General features: G+C 67.1%; 16 protein-coding genes. 10 read left to right on the forward strand and 6 right to left on the reverse strand.

The window, feature by feature from the left end:
* The first annotated feature begins 215 nt into the window (after positions 1–215).
* Both D8S75_RS00930 and D8S75_RS00935 read left to right on the forward strand, forming a co-directional pair.
* The gene (locus tag D8S75_RS00930) at positions 216–2,708 is read left to right on the forward strand and encodes a PAS-domain containing protein (protein ID WP_198673116.1); all 2,493 of its coding nucleotides are present in this window, start codon (positions 216–218) and stop codon (positions 2,706–2,708) included.
* Between the two features lie 69 nt (positions 2,709–2,777).
* Positions 2,778–3,704, forward strand: coding sequence for a DMT family transporter (locus D8S75_RS00935; RefSeq protein ID WP_119964053.1), 927 nt, complete (start codon positions 2,778–2,780; stop codon positions 3,702–3,704).
* A gap of 113 nt (positions 3,705–3,817) precedes the next feature.
* Here the strand turns inward: D8S75_RS00935 and D8S75_RS00940 are convergent, their stop codons facing one another.
* The 3 genes from D8S75_RS00940 to D8S75_RS00950 form a co-directional block, all read right to left on the reverse strand.
* A complete protein-coding gene (locus D8S75_RS00940; protein ID WP_119964054.1) occupies positions 3,818–5,179 on the reverse strand; it encodes a TrpB-like pyridoxal phosphate-dependent enzyme in 1,362 nt (453 codons plus the stop codon).
* A 130-nt stretch (positions 5,180–5,309) separates the two neighbouring features.
* A complete protein-coding gene (gene pssA, locus D8S75_RS00945) occupies positions 5,310–5,936 on the reverse strand; it encodes a CDP-diacylglycerol--serine O-phosphatidyltransferase (protein WP_119964055.1) in 627 nt (208 codons plus the stop codon).
* Between the two features lie 103 nt (positions 5,937–6,039).
* Complete coding sequence (locus D8S75_RS00950) at positions 6,040–8,100, reverse strand: acetoacetate--CoA ligase (RefSeq protein ID WP_119964056.1); 2,061 nt, start codon at positions 8,098–8,100, stop codon at positions 6,040–6,042.
* Positions 8,101–8,696: 596 nt separating this feature from the next.
* Between D8S75_RS00950 and D8S75_RS00955 the strand changes: the two genes are divergently transcribed.
* From D8S75_RS00955 to D8S75_RS00965, 3 genes are all read left to right on the forward strand, one after another.
* Positions 8,697–9,119, forward strand: a complete 423-nt coding sequence (locus D8S75_RS00955) for a very short patch repair endonuclease (RefSeq protein ID WP_119964057.1) — start codon at positions 8,697–8,699, stop codon at positions 9,117–9,119.
* A gap of 133 nt (positions 9,120–9,252) precedes the next feature.
* Entirely contained in the window at positions 9,253–10,383 is a 1,131-nt protein-coding gene (locus tag D8S75_RS00960) for a DNA cytosine methyltransferase (RefSeq protein WP_119964058.1), read from the forward strand.
* A complete protein-coding gene (locus tag D8S75_RS00965; protein ID WP_119964059.1) occupies positions 10,380–11,126 on the forward strand; it encodes a PDDEXK family nuclease in 747 nt (248 codons plus the stop codon). The genes D8S75_RS00960 and D8S75_RS00965 overlap by 4 nt, the downstream gene beginning before the upstream one ends.
* Before the next feature lie 760 nt (positions 11,127–11,886).
* Here the strand turns inward: D8S75_RS00965 and D8S75_RS00975 are convergent.
* Complete coding sequence (locus tag D8S75_RS00975) at positions 11,887–12,615, reverse strand: zf-TFIIB domain-containing protein (RefSeq protein ID WP_119964061.1); 729 nt, start codon at positions 12,613–12,615, stop codon at positions 11,887–11,889.
* A gap of 25 nt (positions 12,616–12,640) precedes the next feature.
* Positions 12,641–13,120 (reverse strand): hypothetical protein, encoded by a 480-nt coding sequence (locus tag D8S75_RS00980; RefSeq protein WP_119964062.1) that lies wholly within the window; start codon positions 13,118–13,120, stop codon positions 12,641–12,643.
* A gap of 153 nt (positions 13,121–13,273) precedes the next feature.
* Between D8S75_RS00980 and D8S75_RS00985 the strand changes: the two genes are divergently transcribed.
* The 3 genes from D8S75_RS00985 (at position 13,274) to D8S75_RS00995 (ending at position 16,684) form a co-directional block, all read left to right on the forward strand.
* Positions 13,274–14,560 (forward strand): solute carrier family 23 protein, encoded by a 1,287-nt coding sequence (locus tag D8S75_RS00985; protein WP_119964063.1) that lies wholly within the window; start codon positions 13,274–13,276, stop codon positions 14,558–14,560.
* Positions 14,561–14,663: 103 nt separating this feature from the next.
* Positions 14,664–16,181 (forward strand): succinyl-CoA:acetate CoA-transferase ScpC, encoded by a 1,518-nt coding sequence (scpC, locus tag D8S75_RS00990; RefSeq protein ID WP_119964064.1) that lies wholly within the window; start codon positions 14,664–14,666, stop codon positions 16,179–16,181.
* 77 nt (positions 16,182–16,258) lie between these two features.
* Positions 16,259–16,684, forward strand: a complete 426-nt coding sequence (locus tag D8S75_RS00995; protein ID WP_119964372.1) for a hotdog fold thioesterase — start codon at positions 16,259–16,261, stop codon at positions 16,682–16,684.
* A 156-nt stretch (positions 16,685–16,840) separates the two neighbouring features.
* On the opposite strand, the gene D8S75_RS01000 is transcribed toward D8S75_RS00995, so the two are convergent.
* Positions 16,841–17,416, reverse strand: coding sequence for a cob(I)yrinic acid a,c-diamide adenosyltransferase (locus D8S75_RS01000; protein WP_119964065.1), 576 nt, complete (start codon positions 17,414–17,416; stop codon positions 16,841–16,843).
* A gap of 172 nt (positions 17,417–17,588) precedes the next feature.
* On the opposite strand from D8S75_RS01000, the gene D8S75_RS01005 reads away from it, so the two are divergent.
* Both D8S75_RS01005 and D8S75_RS01010 read left to right on the forward strand, forming a co-directional pair.
* A complete protein-coding gene (locus tag D8S75_RS01005) occupies positions 17,589–17,927 on the forward strand; it encodes an EF-hand domain-containing protein (RefSeq protein ID WP_119964066.1) in 339 nt (112 codons plus the stop codon).
* Between the two features lie 93 nt (positions 17,928–18,020).
* On the forward strand, positions 18,021–19,445 hold the full coding sequence (locus D8S75_RS01010; RefSeq protein WP_119964067.1) for an FAD-binding oxidoreductase: 1,425 nt from the start codon (positions 18,021–18,023) through the stop codon (positions 19,443–19,445).
* Positions 19,446–19,521: the final 76 nt, after the last annotated feature.

The following is a 19,521-nucleotide window of genomic DNA, read 5'->3' on the forward strand; positions in this document are numbered from 1 at the left end:
AGGCGCTGGCGCAGCCAGTGCCGGAGCCGGGAAGTGTACCGTGCCCCTGGCACGGCGCGCCGCCGCCCCCCCGCGCGGCCATGGTGCAAACCCTAGTGCGCAGGGCACCGGCATTTCTGTCACCATGGAACCGACGGAAACATCTGTATGCAGGCGTGTGCAGGCCCGCGCCCCATCACCGTCCTTGCAAGGCCGCCCGTTCACCCGGAGGAACGTTGGACCCGCGCAAGAATTTCCTCGGCACCCTCGCCCCGCCGGACGAGCTCAAGCTGTTCCGCGACATGCTGGAGCACCTGCCGGTGGGCATCGCGCTGTTCGACGCCGACCTGCGCGTGACCGCCATCAACCACCTGCTGCTGCGCTTGCTGGACTTCCCCCCGGAGCTGTTTGCCCCGCGCCTGCCCACGCTGGAGGACCTGCTGTATTTCAACGCCTGCCGGGGCGAATACGGCCCGGGCGACCCGCGCGAGCTGACGCGCCAGCGCATGGACCTGGCGCGCAAGCGCGAGGCGCACCGCTTCGTGCGCCAGCGCCCGGGCGGCGCCATGATCGAGGTGATCGGCGCCCCGCTGCCCGGCGGCGGCTTCGCCAGCATCTACACCGACATCACCGAGCGCGAGCACAACGCCACGGCCATGCACGACCAGGCGCTCTACCTGACCAACGTGCTGGCGCATCTGCCGCAGGGCATCTCGGTGTTCGACGAGCAGTTGCGCCTCAAGTGCTGGAACGACAAGCTGCTGGAGGTGCTCGACCTGCCGCCCGAGGGCGTGTACCCCGACGTGCCGTTCGAGGACCTGATCCGCTACCCCGCCCAGCGCGGCGAGTTCGGCCCGGGCGACCCCGAGGCCTATGTCGCGCAGCGCCGCGAATGGGCGCTGCGCTTCGAGCCGCACCGGCTCGAACGCCACCGCCCCAATGGCCGCACACACCTCGTCGAGGGCCGGCCCATGCAGGCAGACGGCCGCACCGTGGGCTTCATCACCAGCTACACCGACATCACCGAGAACAAGGCGCGCGAGGCCACGCTGGCCGAGAAGAACGAACTGCTGCAGACCCTGGCCGACAACCTGCCCTGCGGCGTGAGCATCTTCGACAAGGACCTCCATCTGGTGCTGATGAACGACGAGGCCATCCGCCTGCTGGGCTTCACGCGCGAACTGGTGGACCAGCGCCCGCATTTCTCCGCGCTGGCGCGCTTCAACGCCGAGCGCGGCGAATACGGCACGGTGGACGTGGAACGCTTCGTGGCCGAACTCACGGCCAAGGCGCAGCACCCCACGCAGCACCACCTGGAACGCGTGCGCCCCAACGGCACGGTGATCGACATCATGGGCGCCCCCCTGCCCCATGGCGGCTTCGTCAGCATCTATTCCGACGTTACCGAGCAGCGCCAGGCGGCCCAGGCCATCGAGCGGCTGGCGCACCACGACACCCTTACCGGCCTGGCCAACCGCTACACGCTGGAGGCCCGGCTGGACCAGCTCGTGGCGGACGCGCGGCGCCACGGCCGGCGCCTGGCCGTGCTGTTCCTCGACATGGACAACTTCAAGGGCATCAACGACAGCCTGGGCCACGCCATGGGCGACGACTTCCTGCGCGAAACGGCCCGCCGCCTGCGTGACGCCGTGCGCGCCAACGACATCGTGGCCCGCCTGGGCGGCGACGAGTTCGTGGTGGTGCTGACCGAGGTGGACAACCCGCAGCACGCCATCAACGTGGCCTCCAAGCTGCTCGAACAACTCGCCCGGCCCGTGGTGCTGGCGGGGCACGAGCTGCGCGCCAGCACCTCCATCGGCATCTGCTTCTACCCCGAGGACGGCCAGGACCGTGGCAGCCTGATGCAAAGCGCCGACATCGCCATGTACCAGGCCAAGGGCATGGGCAAGGGGGTCTACCGCTGCTTCGACGCCGACATGATGGCCCTGGCCGCGCGCCGCGCCGCGCTGGAGCGCGCGCTCAAGCAGGCCGTGGCGCAACAGGCCTTCGACGTGCACTACCAGCCCCTGCTCGACTGCCGCGGCGGCCAGGTGCGCGGCCTCGAAGCCTTGATCCGCTGGCGGGACCCGGAGGGGCGGTGGATACCTCCGCTCGACTTCATTCCGCTGGCCGAGGAGCTGGGCCTGATCAACCAGATGGGCGAATGGGTGCTGCGCACCGCCTGCGCGGCCCTGGCGCAATGGCGCCAGCAAGGGCTGGAACTGACGGTCTCGGTCAACCTCAGCGCCGTGCAACTGCGCAACCCCCAGCTGCCCGAGCAGATCGCCGACGCCCTGCGCACGCACGGCCTGCCCGCCAGCGCGCTGACCCTGGAAGTCACGGAATCGGTCGCCATGCAAGACCCGCTGGCCAGCGTGCGCCGGCTCGAACAGATCCGCGCGCTCGGCGTGCGCCTGGCCATGGACGACTTCGGCACGGGCTACTCGTCGCTGGCCTACCTGCAGCGCCTGCCACTGGACTACCTCAAGCTCGACCGCACCTTCGTGCAGAACCTGGAATCCAGCCCCGGCGACGCCGCCATCTGCACCGCCACCATCGGCCTGGCGCACCACCTGGGCCTGGCGGTGGTGGCCGAGGGGGTGGAGACCGAAGGCCAGCATGCCTTTTTGGACAGCCTGGGCTGCGACATGTGCCAGGGCTACCTGTTCAGCCGCCCGCTGCCGCAGGAAGACGCCACAGCGTGGCTGCACGCGGCTGCGCAGCGCTGAACCACGGCGGCAGGCGGGGGCACTGCGTTCGCATCCCGCGCGGCGGTGCAGGCCCTCCGATAATGGGCCATGCCCACGACCACCCGCAAACCCCACCTCGACACCCTCGCCATTTCCCTGTTGCTGGGCTGCTGCATGTTCTGGGGCGCGCAGCAGGTGCTGGTCAAGGCCACGGTGGCCGAGGTGGCGCCGGTGTACCAGGCCTTCGTGCGCTTTGCCATGGCGACGGCGGCGGTGGCTGCCTGGTGCTGGTGGCGCGGGGTGCGCCTGGGCGGCGCCCACGAGCCGCACGGCGCGATGGGCGCGGGGCTGTTGGCGGGGGCGCTGTTCGCGGGCGAGTTCGCCTGTATCTATGTGGGTCTGCAGTACACGACGGCCTCGCGGCTGACGGTGTTTCTGTACTGCGCGCCGTTCTGGGTGGCGCTGCTGCTGCCGCGCTTCGTGCCCGGCGAGGGGCTGCGCGGCATGCAGTGGCTGGGCCTGGCGGGCGCCTTCGTGGGCGTTGCGCTGGCCTTCGGCGATGGGCTGTTCGGCCCGGCCAACGCCGCCCTGCCGCGCGCCTGGCTGGGCGACGCGCTGGGCCTGCTGGCGGGCCTGCTGTGGGCGCTGACCACGCTGACCATCCGCGCCACGCCGCTGGGCCAGGTGGCGCCCGCCAAGCAACTGTTCTACCAGGTGGCGGTGAGCACGGCGGTGCTGCCCGTGCTGTCGCTCGCGCTGGGCGAGCGCTGGAGCCTCGACTTCAGCGGCTTCGCCACGGCCTCGCTGCTGGTGCAGGCGCTGGTGGGCGCGTTCGCCAGCTACCTGGCCTGGATGTGGATGCTGGCGCACTACCCGGCCACGAAGATTTCGGTGTTCGTGTTCCTCACACCGGTGTTCGCGCTGCTGGCCGGCGCCTGGTGGCTGGGCGAACCCATCACGCCCGGGCTGGTGGCCGCACTGGCGCTGGTGGCGGCGGGCATCGTGCTGGTGAACCGCAAGCCCGCGGCGGCCTGAATTTCAAGCCAAAACAGGCTCTGGCGCCCGATCCATGAGCGCCAGAAGCTATTGAATCAATAGCAAAACCTGAGCAGCCGCGCCGGACGCAAGCCGCTCAGGGAGGCGCTGCCTCAGTCCACACTGGGCAAGCCCGCCAGGGCCATGGCCAGTTCCTTCTCGTCGTAGGCCTCTTCCTTGAGTTCGCCGGCAAAGTACTTCTGGTAGGCCACCATGTCGAAGTGGCCGTGGCCGCAGAGGTTGAACAGGATGGTTTCGCTCTTGCCCTCGCGCTTGCAGCGCAGGGCTTCCTCGATGGCGCCCTTGACGGCGTGGTTGGCCTCGGGCGCGGGCACGATGCCCTCGTTGCGCGCGAACAGCACGCCGGCCTCGAAGCATTGGTTCTGCGTGTAGGCCGTGGCCTCCATCAGTCCCAGCTCCTTGCAGTGCGACACCAGCGGCGCCATGCCGTGGTAGCGCAGGCCGCCGGCGTGGAAGCCCGGCGGCGTGAAGGTGCTGCCCAGGGTGTGCATCTTGGTCAGCGGCGTCATGTGGCCGGTGTCGCCGTAGTCGTAGGCGTACTTGCCGCGCGTGAGCGAGGGGCAGGCGGCCGGCTCCACGGCCACGATGCGCGGCTTGGGGCCGCCGCGCAGGCCGTGGCCGATGAAGGGGAAGGCGATGCCGGCGAAGTTGGAACCGCCGCCGGTGCAGCCCACCACCACGTCGGGCCAGGCGTCGGCCATCTGCATCTGCTCCATGGCTTCGAGGCCGATGATGGTCTGGTGCAGCAGCACATGGTTGAGCACCGAGCCCAGCGCGTACTTGGTGTCGTCGCGCTGCACGGCCAGTTCCACGGCCTCGGAGATGGCGATGCCCAGGCTGCCCGGGTGGTCGGGGCGCTCGGCCAGCACGCTGCGGCCGTACTGGGTTTCCTGCGACGGCGAGGCCAGGCAGCGCGCGCCGTAGGTTTCCATCACGGCGCGGCGGTAGGGCTTCTGGTCATACGACACGCGCACCTGGAACACCAGCACCTCCAGATCGAACAGCGAGCCGGCGAACGACAGCGAGGTGCCCCACTGGCCCGCGCCGGTCTCGGTGGTCAGGCGCTTGACGCCGGCCTGCTGGTTGTAGAAGGCCTGCGGAATCGCGGTGTTGGGCTTGTGGCTACCGGCGGGGCTCACGCCCTCGTACTTGTAGAAAATCTTGGCGGGCGTGCCCAGGGCCTTTTCCAGCCGGTACGCGCGGAACAGGGGCGCGGGGCGCCAGAGCTTGTAGATCTCGCGCACGGGCTCGGGGATGTCGATCTCGCGCTCGGTGCTGACCTCCTGCAGGATAAGTTCCATGGGGAAGAGCGGCGCCAGGTCGTCCGGGCCCACGGGCTGGTGCGTGCCCGGGTGCAGCACGGCCGGCAGGGGCTGGGGCAGGTCGGCCTGGAGGTTGTACCAGGCCTTGGGCATCTGGCTCTCTTGCAGCAGGAACTTGGTCTGACCACTCATCGCTTCTTCTCCTCGTTGGGTAATGACAACCGGGCCAGCGGGAAGACCCGCTGCAAAACCGGCCCATCCTACCAGCGGCACCCCGCATGCAACTGACACGGCCCAAGCCCGCCGCGCCCCAGGGGGTTGCTCAGAATTTCGGTATCTTGATGCGGCTGATCATGAGCGAGCCGGACACGGCGAACAGCAGCACCAGCGGGTGCAGCGTGAAGCCGCCCAGGCGCACGCTGCCGCCCCACAGGTGCGGGCCCACGGCGCCCTGCGAGGCCGCCAGCGCCAGCAGGCCGACGAGGACGATGGAGGTGGGGATGGGCGTGCCCTCGAAATACTTCACCTTGTCGCCGCCCTCCGACAGCGCCTCGGCCGTGACGTTGAAGCGTGCCAGGCGCGAGACGCCGCAGGCCACGAAGTAGACCAGCACGATGCGGTCGTACAGGCCCTGCATGCCGCAGCCGTAGGCGATGACGGCCGGCGCCACGCCGAACGAGATGATGTCGGCCAGCGAATCGAGTTCACGCCCGAGGGCCGAGCTCTTGTGCTGCCAGCGCGCCACGCGGCCATCGAGCACGTCGAACACCAGCGCCGCCAGCACCAAGGCGCAGGCGAAATAGACATGCACCACGGCGCCGTTCTGCAGGTACGACAGCACCGAGAACAGCGCGCCCGTGCCGCACACGGCGTTGCCCAGCGTGACCCAGTCGGCCAGCTGGAACTCGCGGATCATGGAGAAGCGCTTGGGCGGGGTGGCGGATGGCATGGACGGCACTCCTGGCAAGGCCCGGGCCGCGCGACCCGGGCGGTGGGTAGCTGCCCATTATGGCCAGCCCCCGCCGCGCCGGGGTAGGACAAGGCGCGGTGCTTCAGGCCACCGCCGCAGCGCGGCTTGCAGCGAAAGCGACGTACCAGGCCAGGCAGCCCGGGTTGGCCATGGCGTCCTGGTTGACCACCTTCTCCAGTGGCTGGCCCAGCAGCAGCTTCTTGATGGGCAGCTCCTGCTTCTTGCCGCTCAGGGTGCGCGGCACCTCGGCCACGGCGAAGATGTCGTCGGGCACGAAGCGCGGGCTGAGCGCGGTGCGGATGGCGTCGTTGATGCGCGCGCGCAGCGCGTCGTCGAGCGCGTGGCCGGGGCGCAGCACCACGAACAGCGGCATGTAGCTCTCACGGCCCAGGTATTCGAGGTCCACCACCAGGCTGTCGAGCACCTCGGGCAGGGCCTCCACCGCGCTGTAGACCTCGCTCGTGCCCATGCGCAGGCCGTGGCGGTTGATGGTGGCGTCCGAGCGGCCGAAGATGACGCAGCCGCCCGCCTCGCCCGCGCCGATCTGGATCCAGTCGCCATGGCGCCAGACGGCGCCCATGGCGGCCGGGCCGTCGCCGCCGCCGGGCTTGCGGCCGTGGCCCGCGGGGTACATGTCGAAATAGCTCGCGAGGTAGCGCGCGCCGCTGTCGTCGCCCCACAGGTACAGCGGCATGGACGGAATGGGCTGGGTGCAGACCAGCTCGCCCACGGCGTCCAGCACCGGGCGGCCCTGCTCGTCCCAGGCCTCGACGGCGGCGCCGAGCATGCGGCACTGCATCTTGCCGGGCGCCTGGGGCAGTTCGCGGTTGCCGCCGATGAAGGCGCCCGCGAAGTCGGTGCCGCCCGAAATATTGCACCACCAGATGTTCTCGACGCCGGCCTGGGCCATGAAGTCGGTGCCCCATTGCTGCACCTCGGCCGACAGCGGCGAGCCGGTGGAACCGAGCACGCGCAGGTACGACAGGTCGCCGCACTGCGCGGGCGTGACGCCGGCCTTCATGCAGTTGGCGTAGAAGGCCGCGCCCGCGCCGAAGAAGGTCACGCCGGTCTCGGAGGCGAAGCGCCAGAGCGAGGCCCAGTCCGGGCGCTCCTTGCTGCCGCCGGGGTTGCCGTCGAAGACCACGCAGGTGGTGCCCGCGAGCAGGCCACCGACCTGGGCGTTCCACATCACCCAGCCGGTGGAGCTGTACCAGTGGTAGCGCTCGCCCCAGCTGTTGGGCGCGTAGCTGCAGCCGATGTCGTTGTGCAGCGCGCCGAGCTGCAGCATCACCAGCACCATGCCGCCGTGGCCGTGCACGATGGGCTTCGGTAGCCCGGTGGTGCCGCTGGAATAGACGATCCACAGCGGGTGGTCGAACGGAAGCCAGAGCGGTTCGAAGGCGTCTGTTTCAGGGTCATTTTGGCCTGTAGCGCTCACCCAGCTTACGCAACCAGCTACCAAAACAGTAGCATCCAGATTGCCCAGCAGCAGCGTGTGGCGCACGCTGGGGAGCTGGGCGCGCAGCTCGGCGAGCACGCCCAGGCGGTCGTGGTCGCGCCCGCCGTAGCTCACGCCGTCCACGGCGATCAGCACCTTGGGCTCGATCTGGCGGAAACGGTCGAGCACGGCATGGGTGCCCATGTCGGGCGCGCAGACGCTCCACACGGCGCCGATGCTCACCGTGGCCAGGAAGGCCACGATGGTCTCGGGCACGTTGGGCAGATAGGCGGCCACGCGGTCGCCCGGCTGCACGCCCTGCGCCTGCAGGTGCAGCGCCAGCGAGGCCACCTGGCGGCGCAGCTCGGGCCAGGACATCTCGCGGTGCTGGCGCTTCTCGTTGCTGCTGACGATGGCCGGAAACCCGGCGGCGTGCGCGGCGTCCACATGGCGCAGCACCTGGCGCGCGTAGTTGACCTGGGCGCCCGGGAACCACTGCGCGCCGGGCATGGTGTTCTGCGCCAGCACGGCGCTGTGCGGCGTGGGCGATCGCAGGTCGAAATAGTCCCAGATGCTCTGCCAGAAGGCGTCGAGGTCCGTGGTGGACCAGCGCCAGAGCGCGTCGTAGCTGTCGAACCGCAGGCCGCGCTGCGTGCGCAGCCAGTCCTGGTAGAGGCGGATTTGGGGAATGTAGGGCGCTTGCATAGGGCTTTCCGGGTAACGAGGGCACCTCCCTTGCTCAGGGTAGGCACGGTGGTACGGGCCGATCGCACGGGCATTCAATACAGCCATGGTAAAGCCCCGGCCGCCGGCACCAGTACGCCGTGCGCAACACGTCCCTAGTGTCCTGTGTCAGGACAATGCTAAACAAGTACCGTCAAAGCGTTTACTCGGACTGATGGTGGTTCGATTTCGCACAAACAGGCTGCCAAGCGACCATCTTGGGCTCTGCGGGACCTGTTCTTCATGCCTGTCGCCTGTCTACCTCCCTCATGGACGCACCCGTGCCATCAGACGTTGTCGACCAAGGTAACAGCTGGCCTGCACCTAGGCGGTGAACGCGCTCATGGCGTTCTTAACAAGGCCTCGCTAGCGCGCTTTGCCGAACTCCACACTCGCTGGACCAGCGCCGAACATATGCTCAACCCTCGCTGGGTACGTTGGTTCGTGAAATCTTTGGACTCGGACATCTTGCCCTCGATTTGAGCCTTCTGACTGGCATAGGCCGAGTCACCGTGCTCTCTTGCCATGCAGGAAATCGGACACTGCACTCGAAGCTGGTTCGCGTCGAGAACATAACTATGCTCACCAATATGGACAAGCTCTCCAAAGAGGATCGGCACCAACTCATGTCCCGAATCAGGTCGGTGGACACTGCACCGGAAATGGCTGTTCGCCGGCTCCTGCACCGACTGGGCTACCGCTATGTCCTGCATGACAAACGACTGCCCGGCACACCCGATTTGGTCTTTCCTTCTCGGCGGAAGGTCATTTTTGTCCATGGCTGCTTCTGGCATGGCCACTCGTGCGGCCGAGGTTTCAAGCCAAAAACCAACGCCGATTTCTGGGCGTCCAAAATTTTCGACAACCGCAAACGCGACGCAAAAAACTTGCGCGAGCTGCGTCGGCTAGGCTGGTCTGTGCTCAATATTTGGGAGTGTGCGACAGTGCCGGGCAGATCGGTAATCCTGGAAGCGAGGCTCGTGCGCTTTTTGGAGTCATGAATCGACACCTCGCAATTTTCTTACATCGCACGACCTGAGGCGCTAGATAATCCAATAGGAAAAGGTGTAAAAGCAAGCGAGAATACTGTGGTTTCATACAGATTTCCGCTCGCTACCACCTCAGAGGGACTACATGCCATACGAACTAACGCAAGAACAACGAGACAAATACCGCGCTACCTCGATTCGCTCTCAGCAGCGAAAGCAAGCCCTCCAAAATCGCAAGTCCGTTAAGCACGAGTCGCCACTTCGAGGCGACCGCCTTGATCCTGCCGACCTCATGCCGCTGCTTCCGCAGAATGGGCTGTCATGCATGTCGCTGTTCTCCGGAGGCGGCGGGCTTGATCTGGGGTTTGAACGCGCAGGCTATGACCACCGCACATCCTTCGAACTGCTTGACATCTGCGGTGAAACATTTCGGCTCAATCGGCCAGATTGGGACGTACGTGCAGGCTCTGCAGCCGGCGATGTAACGAAGGTGAAATTCTCTTCATTTCGAAGCGTTGACGTTGTGCACGGCGGTCCACCGTGCCAGCCTTTCTCGGTCGCCGGGAAACAGGCTGGCGCTCAGGACCCTAGGAACATGTGGGGCGAGTTCGTCCGCTGCATTCAACAGGTGCGACCGCGCGCTTTCATTGCCGAAAATGTCGTTGGCCTCCTGGACAAGAAGTTCGACTCATTTGTTCAACACGTCATCGTTGACCCATTGCAGGGCCAGTACACCATCTTCAAGTTCAAGCTTGCCGCCCATGACTTCGGTGTTCCCCAAGCCCGGCGCCGAGTGTTTTTCGTCGGTTTCCGCGCTGCCCGAGATGCAGCACGCTGGGTAGAGCCAGCGCCCACGCATGGAGACGATGGCACGCTGTTCGGCCCACTGCTGCCTAGGAACACCGCGCGTGCCAGCCTCGGTCTGCCGAGCATCGGCTATGACGACGTGGCACCCACGCTGCGATCCGGCTTCACTGGGCCAAGAAACACAACTGGAATTCTGAACAGCAAGGCATCCCTCAAGGTCTGGAACGATCTGCGCATTTGGCCGAATGGCGTTCAGCGGACTCATGAGCTGGCTGTCGCCTATCCGCCCGAGAACGGCCACTTCCGCCTATCAGTAGAAGACTGTGCTTTGTTGCAGGGATTTCCTGCAGACTGGAAGTTCTCTGGAGCGGTGTATCAGGTCATCGGCCAAATCGGGAACAGCGTCTGCCCTCCCGTCGCTTATGCGGTTGCTCGTCAGGTTGCTAAGGCCCTCGGAGCCGTTGAATGACCGTTCAAGATGATGAACGTGAGCGTGAGCTCGTCCGCATGTTTAACCTTGATTGGGACCCCGAGCACCAGCGGCATGGGGTCGACGCTCTTTTGAGGAACATCGAGGTCGATGGTCGGCGCTACCAGTTCGAGGTCGAGGTCAAATCTTCGACCGACTTCAGCATTGGGACGGCTCGCGACTTTGGGATGGAGCACATCAGGCGGTGGCGCTCAATGCTTTTCGTCCTGGGGTTCTACTCAAAGGTTCGAGGACGCCCGGAACTGCAGAAAGCGCTCTGCCTGACACCCATGGATATGGAGCCTTGGATTGCCGAGAAGGAAGCTCAGATCCTGATTGACTTCCGCCTTGCTGCCAGAGCGCCGCTCAAGCTTGAATTGGACGACCTCTTCGCCGTTGTGGGCGAGCAGGTTACATATTCGATCGGCGACGCCAAGAAGCTTCACAAGCTTCAATGGAGCGCGCTGCAGTATGAGGAGGCAGCGGACATGATGGTAGACGGCACCCCTCGAATTTCGCCAACCGGGATGCTCAAAATCCTCAGGTTGAGGGCCCAATACATCGCTGAGCGCGGCTCAACAGTCAACAACCCTCATGTCAGCAAGACCTTCGTCAGACAGTTCTTCGGCACAGATCGGGAGGTTGTTGGAAACGCTTGGGCCGAAAGCATCCGCAATGTAGCTAAAACCTTCATCCGCGAGCACCCGGAACATCCTGCGGCTGTTCTAGTCCAGGCCACATAGCCCAGTGTCCTGAAACTGGACAGTGAGCGACCTGCAGGTGCCACACACTGAAGCTCACGCATCATGGTGCGCGAGATAGGCTTGACGCAAACGCCCGTTTCGCGCATCTGGCGTGCCTTCGGCCTACAGCCGCACCACCAAGAAACATTTAAGCTATCCACCGATTCGATATTCGCGGATAAGGCGTGCGACGTTGCGAGACTATGCTTGCCCCTTCGCTCAAGGCCCTGATGCTGTGTGTGGCGAGACGGGCCAAATTCAGGCTCTGGACAGTATCCAGCCGACGCTACCATTGGCGCCAGGCATCCCATATGCGACGCACACACGACTACGACTGCCATTGCACGACCACTGTTCGCAGCGCTTTCATCGCCACAGGGCAAGTCATCGGTGAACTCCCCCGATGCCATCGCAGCGCAGAGTTTCTGCATTTCTGCGCACCACCGAGGTCAACGTGCCGCAACAGGTGGACGGGCACCTAGTGATGGACAATTGCGACTCGCACAAGACCAAGAGCATCAAGGCATGGCTGGCGCACCATCCCCGGCTCCACGCCCACGTCGGCTTCCTGGCCCAACCAGATCGAGCGCTGGCTTGCCACCCTCACCCAAAAGTATTTGCGCCGCAGCACGCCCCCCCGGCAACTGCAGGCCATCCACGAGTACCTGAGCATAAAGAATGCCAATCCCAAGCTACTCGTCTGGTGCAAGACCGCTAACCGCATTGAGTAATTTTGTTTGTGAACTTCTAGCTCAGGACATTAGCGCGTGAGCACCTTCCAGACCATCTCCACACCGGCGGCCAGCAGGTCGCCGGTCAGCTCCTGCTGGGTCCGGCCCTGGCCAAAGGCCATCTGCTGCTGGCGCTCGCGCTCGGCGCGGCTGCGGTCGCGCTCCAGGGCGACCAGGGCGTCGCCGATGTCCACGGGGGACGCCGCCGGGGATCGCGCGCCCGGCGCGTAGCCGTCGAGCGCCTTGCGCACGGCATCCGGGTCGAGCAGCGAGAAAGCGGCGCGGCAGTAGGGGCAGGCGTGGTCCTTGCGGATGTCCACCGGCGCGCCGCAGCTGGTGCAGTACACCGCGCCGACGCGCTTGGCCAGGTCCTGCACCTCGGCCGGCGTCATGTGGCGCACGAAGCCCTTTTCCACCATGAACGAGGCGAAGGTGCTGAAGCGCCCGTGCCGCGCCGCGCAGCGGTAGGTGATGTAGCGCCCGCTGCGCACCACGTCGAAGCCCTGCGCCAGCGTTTTGCGGCAGCGCGGGCAGTCCATCTGGCGTTGCAGCGGGTGGCGCTGGTCGCCCCGGTGCTCGTGCAGCAGGCGGAACAGTTCCACCACGGCGGCGGGCTGGAGCTGGAGGTTCTCGTTCTGATCCAGCCACAGGCCCTGGCAGGCATAGCAGATGTCCAGCTCCAGCATCTGGCCCGAGCGGGCCATGAAGCGGTGGACTTCCATGGGCTGGCGGCAGGAGGGGCAGGCGGCGGTGGTCATGGCGGGAAAGAAGGGCGTGAAGCGGTCAGGGCCGGAGGGAGCGCTCCATCATGCGGCCGCGCAATTCCTCGCTGCCCGAGACGTCGAGCGCTTCGTGCAGCGTGCGGCGGCCCGTGGGCGGCTCGGCGCGCCCGGGCGCCTTGGCGGCGCTTGGGGGCGACGGCAGCACGGTGACGTTGCCGCCCTCAATGGCGGCCACGCGCGCGCCGGCACCACAGGCCTGGTCGGTGTAAAGCACCTCCTTGCCGCGGATGCATTTCTTGAGCTTGCCGGGCTCGTTCTCGGCGGCCAGCCCCGGGTCGGTGCCACTGGCGGCCGGCCGGGGGGCGCCGTCGCGCACGCTGCCGTTGTCGAACCGGATCGGCGCGCCGCCCGCGCCACCCGGGCGCAGCACGGCCTGCACCAGTTCATGGTGGCGGTAGCGCCAGGCCGTGCTGGCGACGGCCAGGACGGCAAAACCCACCAGCAGGGCGCGCAGGGTCCGTTGGTTGAAGTGCAGTGGCATCGCCCGAAACAACATGGCCAGGAAGGAGTGAGCCGCCACTCTAGCCGACAAAAGCCCCCTGGACACCCAGGCGCGTGGCGCGCGCCGCCGCCGAACCCCAAACCGCCGCATTTCGCGTAGCATCGCCGCCACCAATACATCGAGGGAACCACCATGGGTATGTTTGACTGGCAGGAAAAGAGCGCCGACGTGCTGGCGCAAGGCGGCGTGATCGGGCCGCACGAACGGTTGCCATGGCCGCAGACGGCCGTGATGGGCGTGCAGCACGTGATCGCGATGTTCGGCGCCACGGTGCTCGCCCCCATCCTCATGGGCTTCGACCCGAACCTGGCCATCCTGATGAGCGGCATCGGCACGCTGATCTTCTTCCTCATCACCGGCGGCAAGGTGCCGAGCTACCTGGGGTCGAGCTTCGCCTTCATCGGCGTGGTGATCGCGGCCACGGCCTACGCGGGCAAGGGGCCGAACGCCAACATCGGCGTGGCGCTGGGCGGCATCATCGCCTGCGGCCTGGTCTACACCCTGGTGGGCGCCATCGTGCAGATGGTGGGCACGGGCTGGATCGAGCGCTTCATGCCGCCCGTGGTGACGGGTTCGGTGGTGGCGGTGATCGGCCTGAACCTGGCCGGCATCCCCATCAAGAACATGGCGGCGAGCAACTTCGACAGCTGGATGCAGGTGGTGACCTTCATCAGCGTGGGCCTGGTGGCCGTGCTCACGCGCGGCATGGTGCAGCGCCTGTTGATCCTGGTGGGCCTGATCGTGGCCAGCCTGGTCTATGCCGTGCTGACCAACGGCCTGGGCCTGGGCAAGCCCATGGACCTGACCGCCCTGGCCAACGCGCCCTGGTTCGGCCTGCCCAACTTCGCCGCGCCCGTGTTCAGCGGCCCGGCCATGCTGCTGATCGCCCCGGTGGCCATCATCCTGGTGGCCGAGAACCTGGGCCACATCAAGGCCGTGACGGCCATGACCGGCCAGAACCTGGACAAGTACATGGGCCGCGCCTTCATCGGCGACGGCGTGGCCACCATGGTCAGCGGCGCCGCCGGCGGCACCGGCGTGACCACCTACGCCGAGAACATCGGCGTGATGGCCGCCACCAAGATCTACTCCACCGCCGTGTTCCTGGTGGCCGCGCTGATCGCCGTGGTGCTGGGCTTCTCGCCCAAGTTCGGCGCCGTGATCCAGACCATCCCACTGCCGGTGATGGGCGGCGTGTCCATCGTGGTGTTCGGCCTGATCGCCGTGGCCGGCGCCAAGATCTGGGTGGACAACAAGGTCGATTTCTCGCAGAACAAGAACCTCATCGTGGCCGCCATCACGCTCATCCTGGGCACGGGCGACTTCACGCTGAAGTTCGGCCAGTTCGCGCTCGGCGGCATCGGCACCGCGACCTTCGGCGCCATCCTGCTGTACGCGCTGCTCGACCGCGAAAATTGATCGACGTCAATTGACGTCAGGGTAAACCCTTGGCTCCCGAGGCGCCCCGGATACACTCCGGGGCGTATCCGCCGCCGCCGCGCGGCCTTCCAGGAGTTTGCCCATGTCCAAGAACCACCGCATCCACCACCCCGTCCTGCAGCAGCGCGTCATGTCGGCCGACGAGGCCGCCGCGCTGATCCCGGCGGGGGCCAACGTGGGCATGAGCGGGTTCACCGGCTCGGGTTCGCCCAAGTCCGTGCCGCAGGCGCTGGCGCGGCGCATCGAAAGCCTCAACGCCCAGGGCAAGGGCTTCAAGATCGGCCTGTGGACCGGCGCCTCGACCGGCCCCGAACTCGACGGCGCGCTCGCCAAGGTGGACGGCATCGAGATGCGCATGCCCTACCAGTCCGACCCGACCTGCCGCCAGCGCATCAACGCCGGCCAGATGCAGTACATGGACATCCACCTCTCGCACGTGGCGCAGTTCGTGTGGTTCGGCTTCATGGGCCACCTCGACGTGGCCGTGGTCGAAGTGGCCGGCATCCTGCCCGACGGGCGCCTGATCCCCTCCGCCTCCGTGGGCAACAACAAGACCTGGCTGGACCTGGCCGACAAGGTGATCCTGGAGGTCAACCACGGCCAGAACGCCGGCCTGGAGGGCATGCACGACATCTACTACGGCACCGACCTGCCGCCCAACCGCCGCCCGATCCCGCTGCTGCGCCCGGACGACCGCATCGGCGAGCCCTACCTGCGCTGCGACCCGAGCAAGGTGATCGCCGTGGTGGAAACCCACAAGGCCGACCGCAACCCGACCTTCACGCCGCCCGACGAGAACTCGCAACGCATCGCCGGCCACATCATCGAGTTCCTGCAGCACGAGGTGAAGGCCGGGCGCATGCCCAAGGAGCTGCTGCCGCTGCAATCGGGCGTGGGCAACATCGCCAACGCCGTGCTGGCGGGCCTGAACGAGGGGCCGTTCGAGAACCTCACGGCCTACACCGAGGTGCTGCAGGACGGCATGCTCGACATGCTGCGCTCGGGCAAGCTGCGCAGCGCCTCGGCCACCGCGCTGTCGCTGGGTCCGCAGGCGGCCGCCGACTTCAACGAGAACATCGACTTCTACCGCGAGCGCATCGTGCTGCGCCCGCAGGAGATCAGCAACCACCCCGAGGTGATCCGCCGCCTGGGCCTGATCTCGATGAACGCCATGATCGAGGCCGACATCTACGGCAACGTCAACTCCACCCACCTCATGGGCACCAGCATCATGAACGGCATCGGCGGCTCGGGCGACTTCGCGCGCAACGCCTACCTGTCGATCTTCATGACGCCCTCGCTGGCCAAGGGCGGCGCCATCTCGTGCATCGTGCCCATGGCCTCGCACGTGGACCACACCGAGCACGACGTGCAGATCATCGTCACCGAACAGGGCCTGGCCGACCTGCGCGGCCACTCGCCCTCGCAGCGCGCGGCCATCATCATCGAGCGCTGCGCCCACCCGGACTACCGCGACGCGCTGCGCGACTACGTGGCCCGCGCCAAGAAGGGCTCCATGGGCCAGCACACGCCGCACCTGCTGGACGAGGCGCTGGGCTGGCACAGCCGCTACGTGAAAACCGGCACCATGCGCGCCTGAACCGGCGTCGCGCCAGCGACGGGCGGCCGCGCGCGGGGCCGCCCATAATGGCCGCACCCGAACACCGCACCGCCACCATGCCGACGATCTGGAAAAAACCCGTTTCCCTGGAACTGCTCAACCAGACCAACGAGCGCACCGCCGCCACCCACCTGGGCATCGAGATCACCGAGGTGGGCGACGACTACCTGCGCGGGCGCGTGCCCGTGGACGAGCGCACGCGCCAGCCCTTCGGCATCCTGCACGGCGGCGTGAGCGTGGTGCTGGCCGAGACGCTGGGCTCGATCGGCGCCTTCTACGCCTGCCCCGAGGGGCACCGGGGCGTGGGCCTGGACATCAACGCCAACCACATCCGCGCCGTCAGCAGCGGCTGGGTCACGGGCACGGCGCGCGCCGTGCACATCGGCCGCACCACGCAGGTGTGGCAGATCGACATGGAGAACGAGGCCGGCGAAACCACCTGCGTCTCGCGCATCACCATGGCCATCCTGGCGCCGAGGTAGAGACAACCCCCTGTGGCGCGGCGGGGCGGCCCTTGCGCGGTGGCCGCTGGCCTAGGCCGCGCCCATGTTGATGGGCCGTCCAAGGCGCAAAAGTTTTATTGAAAAACGGCCTTTACGCCCGTTCACAAAGCGCCAGCAGCTATTGTTTTTATATCATCAAGCGCTGTCGTCATCCGTGCTGCGCGCCAGCCGCTCGCTCTTCCAGTACACGTCGTCGCCGCCATCCATGCGGTTGAGCACGCGCGAGAGCACGAACATCAGGTCCGACAGGCGGTTGAGGTAGTGGCGCGGCGCCTCGCGCACGGCCTCCTGCGCGCCCAGGGCCACCACGGCGCGCTCGGCGCGGCGGGCCACGGTGCGGCAGACATGGGCTTGCGCGGCGGCGCGCGTGCCCGCCGGGAGGATGAACTCCTGCAGGCGCGGCAGTTGGGCGTTGTGGTGGTCGAGCGCCTGGTCGAGCTGCAGCACGGCGGATTCCTGCAACAGCTCGAAACCGGGAATGGACAGCTCGCCACCCAGGTTGAAGAGCTGGTGCTGCACGTCGACGAGCAGCTCGCGCACCTCGGGCGGCAGGGGCTCGCACAGCAGCAGGCCGATGTGCGAGTTCAGTTCATCCACGTCACCCAGGGCCGCGATGCGCGGGTGACTCTTGGGCACGCGCGTGTTGTCGCCCAGGCCGGTGGTGCCGTCGTCGCCGGTGCGCGTGGCAATCTGTGTGAGTCGTTTGCCCATGGGGCGCCTCCTTGCAATGTGGGCCGCATTGTGCGCGCGTGGCAATGCCCCCACTGGCGTTACACCACGCTCGCAAATGTTGGCTGAGGCAACAGCAGGCAAAAACGCTGGCCCCGGGCGCCATGCTGCGGTGCAATGAACTCCTCTTCCACTCCGGTAAAGGACTCGTCCGATGAAGCACGCAACCCAACGCCCCTTCTCCTTCGACACCCGCAGCGTGATGCTGATCGCCGCCCTGGCCATGGGCGGCACCGCATCCGTCCATGCCCAGACCCCGGCGGCCCAGCCCGCCCCCCGAACACAGTCCTCGCCGTTCAGCACGGGGGCCTCGGCGCCCGCGCCGTCACCCGCGAACGCGGCCTTCGAGCGCGCCGACAGCAACCGCGACGGCCAGCTCAACGCCAAGGAAGCCCAGACCCTGCCGGCCATCGGCAACCGCTTCGAGCAGCTCGACAAGAACCGCGACGGCATGCTCTCGCGCGAGGAATTCCACGAAGGCGCCAAATCCTGACGCCGCCGCGCGCTCCCTGACAGCCGCATGACGGCGCGGGGACACGGCCCGGGGGCCGGTGGTATTCTTTTTTTCCTCGACCAGGAGACCACCATGAACGCCCCCGCCGCCGCCACGCACCTGCTGCCCACCATCGCCCTGCGCACCGTGCCGCAGGCCCTGCTCGATGCGCTGGCGCAGCGCTTTGGCGCGCAGTGCTCCACGGCCCTGGCGGTGCGCGAGCAGCACGGCCGCGACGAGGGCTCGCTGCAGGCGCCGCCCCCTTCCGCCGTCGTCTTCGCGGAAAGCACGCAGGACGTGCAGGACGCCGTGCGCCTGGCCGCGCAGCACAACGTGCCGGTGATCCCCTACGCCGCGGGCTCCTCGCTCGAAGGCCACCTGCTGGCCGTGCAGGGCGGTATCAGCATCGACGTGAACCGCATGAACCGGGTGCTGAGCGTCAACGCCGAGGACCTGACGGTGACGGTGCAGCCCGGCATCACGCGCAAGCAGCTCAACGACAGCATCAAGGACACCGGCCTGTTCTTCCCCATCGACCCCGGCGCCGACGCCAGCATCGGCGGCATGGCGGCCACGCGCGCCAGCGGCACGAACGCCGTGCGCTACGGCACCATGCGCGAGAACGTGCTCGCGCTGGAGGTGGTGACGGCCAGCGGCGACGCCATCCGCACCGGCACGCGCGCCAAGAAGAGCAGCGCGGGCTACGACCTCACGCGCCTGATGGTGGGCAGCGAGGGCACGCTGGGCATCATGACCGAGCTGACCATCCGCCTCTACCCGCTGCCCGAGGCGATCTCGGCGGCCGTGTGCTCCTTCCCCTCGGTCGGCGACGCGGTGCGCTGCACCATCCAGATCATCCAGCTCGGCGTGCCGATCGCGCGCGTGGAGCTGATCGACGCCAACACCGTGCGCGCCGTGAACGCGCACTCCAAGCTGAACCTGCGCGAGGAGGCCATGCTGCTCATGGAATTCCATGGCTCGCCGGCCGGCGTGAAAGAGCAGGCCGAGATGGTGCAGGACATCGCCGGGGAGCATGGCGCCAACGCCTTCGAATGGGCCAGCACGCCCGAGGAGCGCACGCGCCTGTGGAGCGCGCGCCACATGGCCTACTTCGCGGGCCTGCAGACGCGCCCGGGCTGCACCGCCATCACCACCGACGCCTGCGTGCCGATCTCGCAACTGGCCACGGCCGTGCTCGACAGCGTGCAGGAGGCCGAGGCCAGCGGCATCCCCTATTTCATGGTCGGCCACGTGGGCGACGGCAACTTCCACATGGGCTACCTGATCGACCCCGCGAGCAGCGAGGAGCGCGCCCAGGCCGAGCGGCTCAACCACCAGCTCGTGGCGCGCGCGCTGCGCCTGGGCGGCACCTGCACCGGCGAGCATGGCGTGGGCATCCACAAGATGGGCTTCCTGCTGGAGGAAGCCGGTGGCGGCGCGGTGGACATGATGCGCGCCATCAAGCAGGCGCTGGACCCGAAGAACATCCTCAACCCGGGCAAGATCTTCGTGCTCTGACCCCAAGCGCTATAGTTGTTATAGCTATTGGCGCTTGCATTGATTGCGCCAGAGGCGATTTTCATTGGAAAATCGC

Source organism: Simplicispira lacusdiani, assembly GCF_003604195.1.
In the GTDB taxonomy this organism is placed as follows: Bacteria; Pseudomonadota; Gammaproteobacteria; order Burkholderiales; family Burkholderiaceae_C; genus Simplicispira; species Simplicispira lacusdiani.

Excerpts from the sequence above, each read along its gene's own strand:
- D8S75_RS00935 (WP_119964053.1), top strand. The coding sequence starts at position 2,778 with ATGCCCACGACCACCCGCAAACCCCACCTCGACACCCTCGCCATTTCC.
- D8S75_RS00940 (WP_119964054.1), bottom strand. The coding sequence starts at position 5,179 with ATGAGTGGTCAGACCAAGTTCCTGCTGCAAGAGAGCCAGATGCCCAAG.
- pssA (WP_119964055.1), bottom strand. The coding sequence starts at position 5,936 with ATGCCATCCGCCACCCCGCCCAAGCGCTTCTCCATGATCCGCGAGTTC.
- D8S75_RS00950 (WP_119964056.1), bottom strand. The coding sequence starts at position 8,100 with ATGCAAGCGCCCTACATTCCCCAAATCCGCCTCTACCAGGACTGGCTG.
- D8S75_RS00955 (WP_119964057.1), top strand. The coding sequence starts at position 8,697 with ATGCTCACCAATATGGACAAGCTCTCCAAAGAGGATCGGCACCAACTC.
- D8S75_RS00960 (WP_119964058.1), top strand. The coding sequence starts at position 9,253 with ATGCCATACGAACTAACGCAAGAACAACGAGACAAATACCGCGCTACC.
- D8S75_RS00965 (WP_119964059.1), top strand. The coding sequence starts at position 10,380 with ATGACCGTTCAAGATGATGAACGTGAGCGTGAGCTCGTCCGCATGTTT.
- D8S75_RS00975 (WP_119964061.1), bottom strand. The coding sequence starts at position 12,615 with ATGACCACCGCCGCCTGCCCCTCCTGCCGCCAGCCCATGGAAGTCCAC.
- D8S75_RS00980 (WP_119964062.1), bottom strand. The coding sequence starts at position 13,120 with ATGCCACTGCACTTCAACCAACGGACCCTGCGCGCCCTGCTGGTGGGT.
- D8S75_RS00985 (WP_119964063.1), top strand. The coding sequence starts at position 13,274 with ATGGGTATGTTTGACTGGCAGGAAAAGAGCGCCGACGTGCTGGCGCAA.
- scpC (WP_119964064.1), top strand. The coding sequence starts at position 14,664 with ATGTCCAAGAACCACCGCATCCACCACCCCGTCCTGCAGCAGCGCGTC.
- D8S75_RS00995 (WP_119964372.1), top strand. The coding sequence starts at position 16,259 with ATGCCGACGATCTGGAAAAAACCCGTTTCCCTGGAACTGCTCAACCAG.
- D8S75_RS01000 (WP_119964065.1), bottom strand. The coding sequence starts at position 17,416 with ATGGGCAAACGACTCACACAGATTGCCACGCGCACCGGCGACGACGGC.
- D8S75_RS01005 (WP_119964066.1), top strand. The coding sequence starts at position 17,589 with ATGAAGCACGCAACCCAACGCCCCTTCTCCTTCGACACCCGCAGCGTG.
- D8S75_RS01010 (WP_119964067.1), top strand. The coding sequence starts at position 18,021 with ATGAACGCCCCCGCCGCCGCCACGCACCTGCTGCCCACCATCGCCCTG.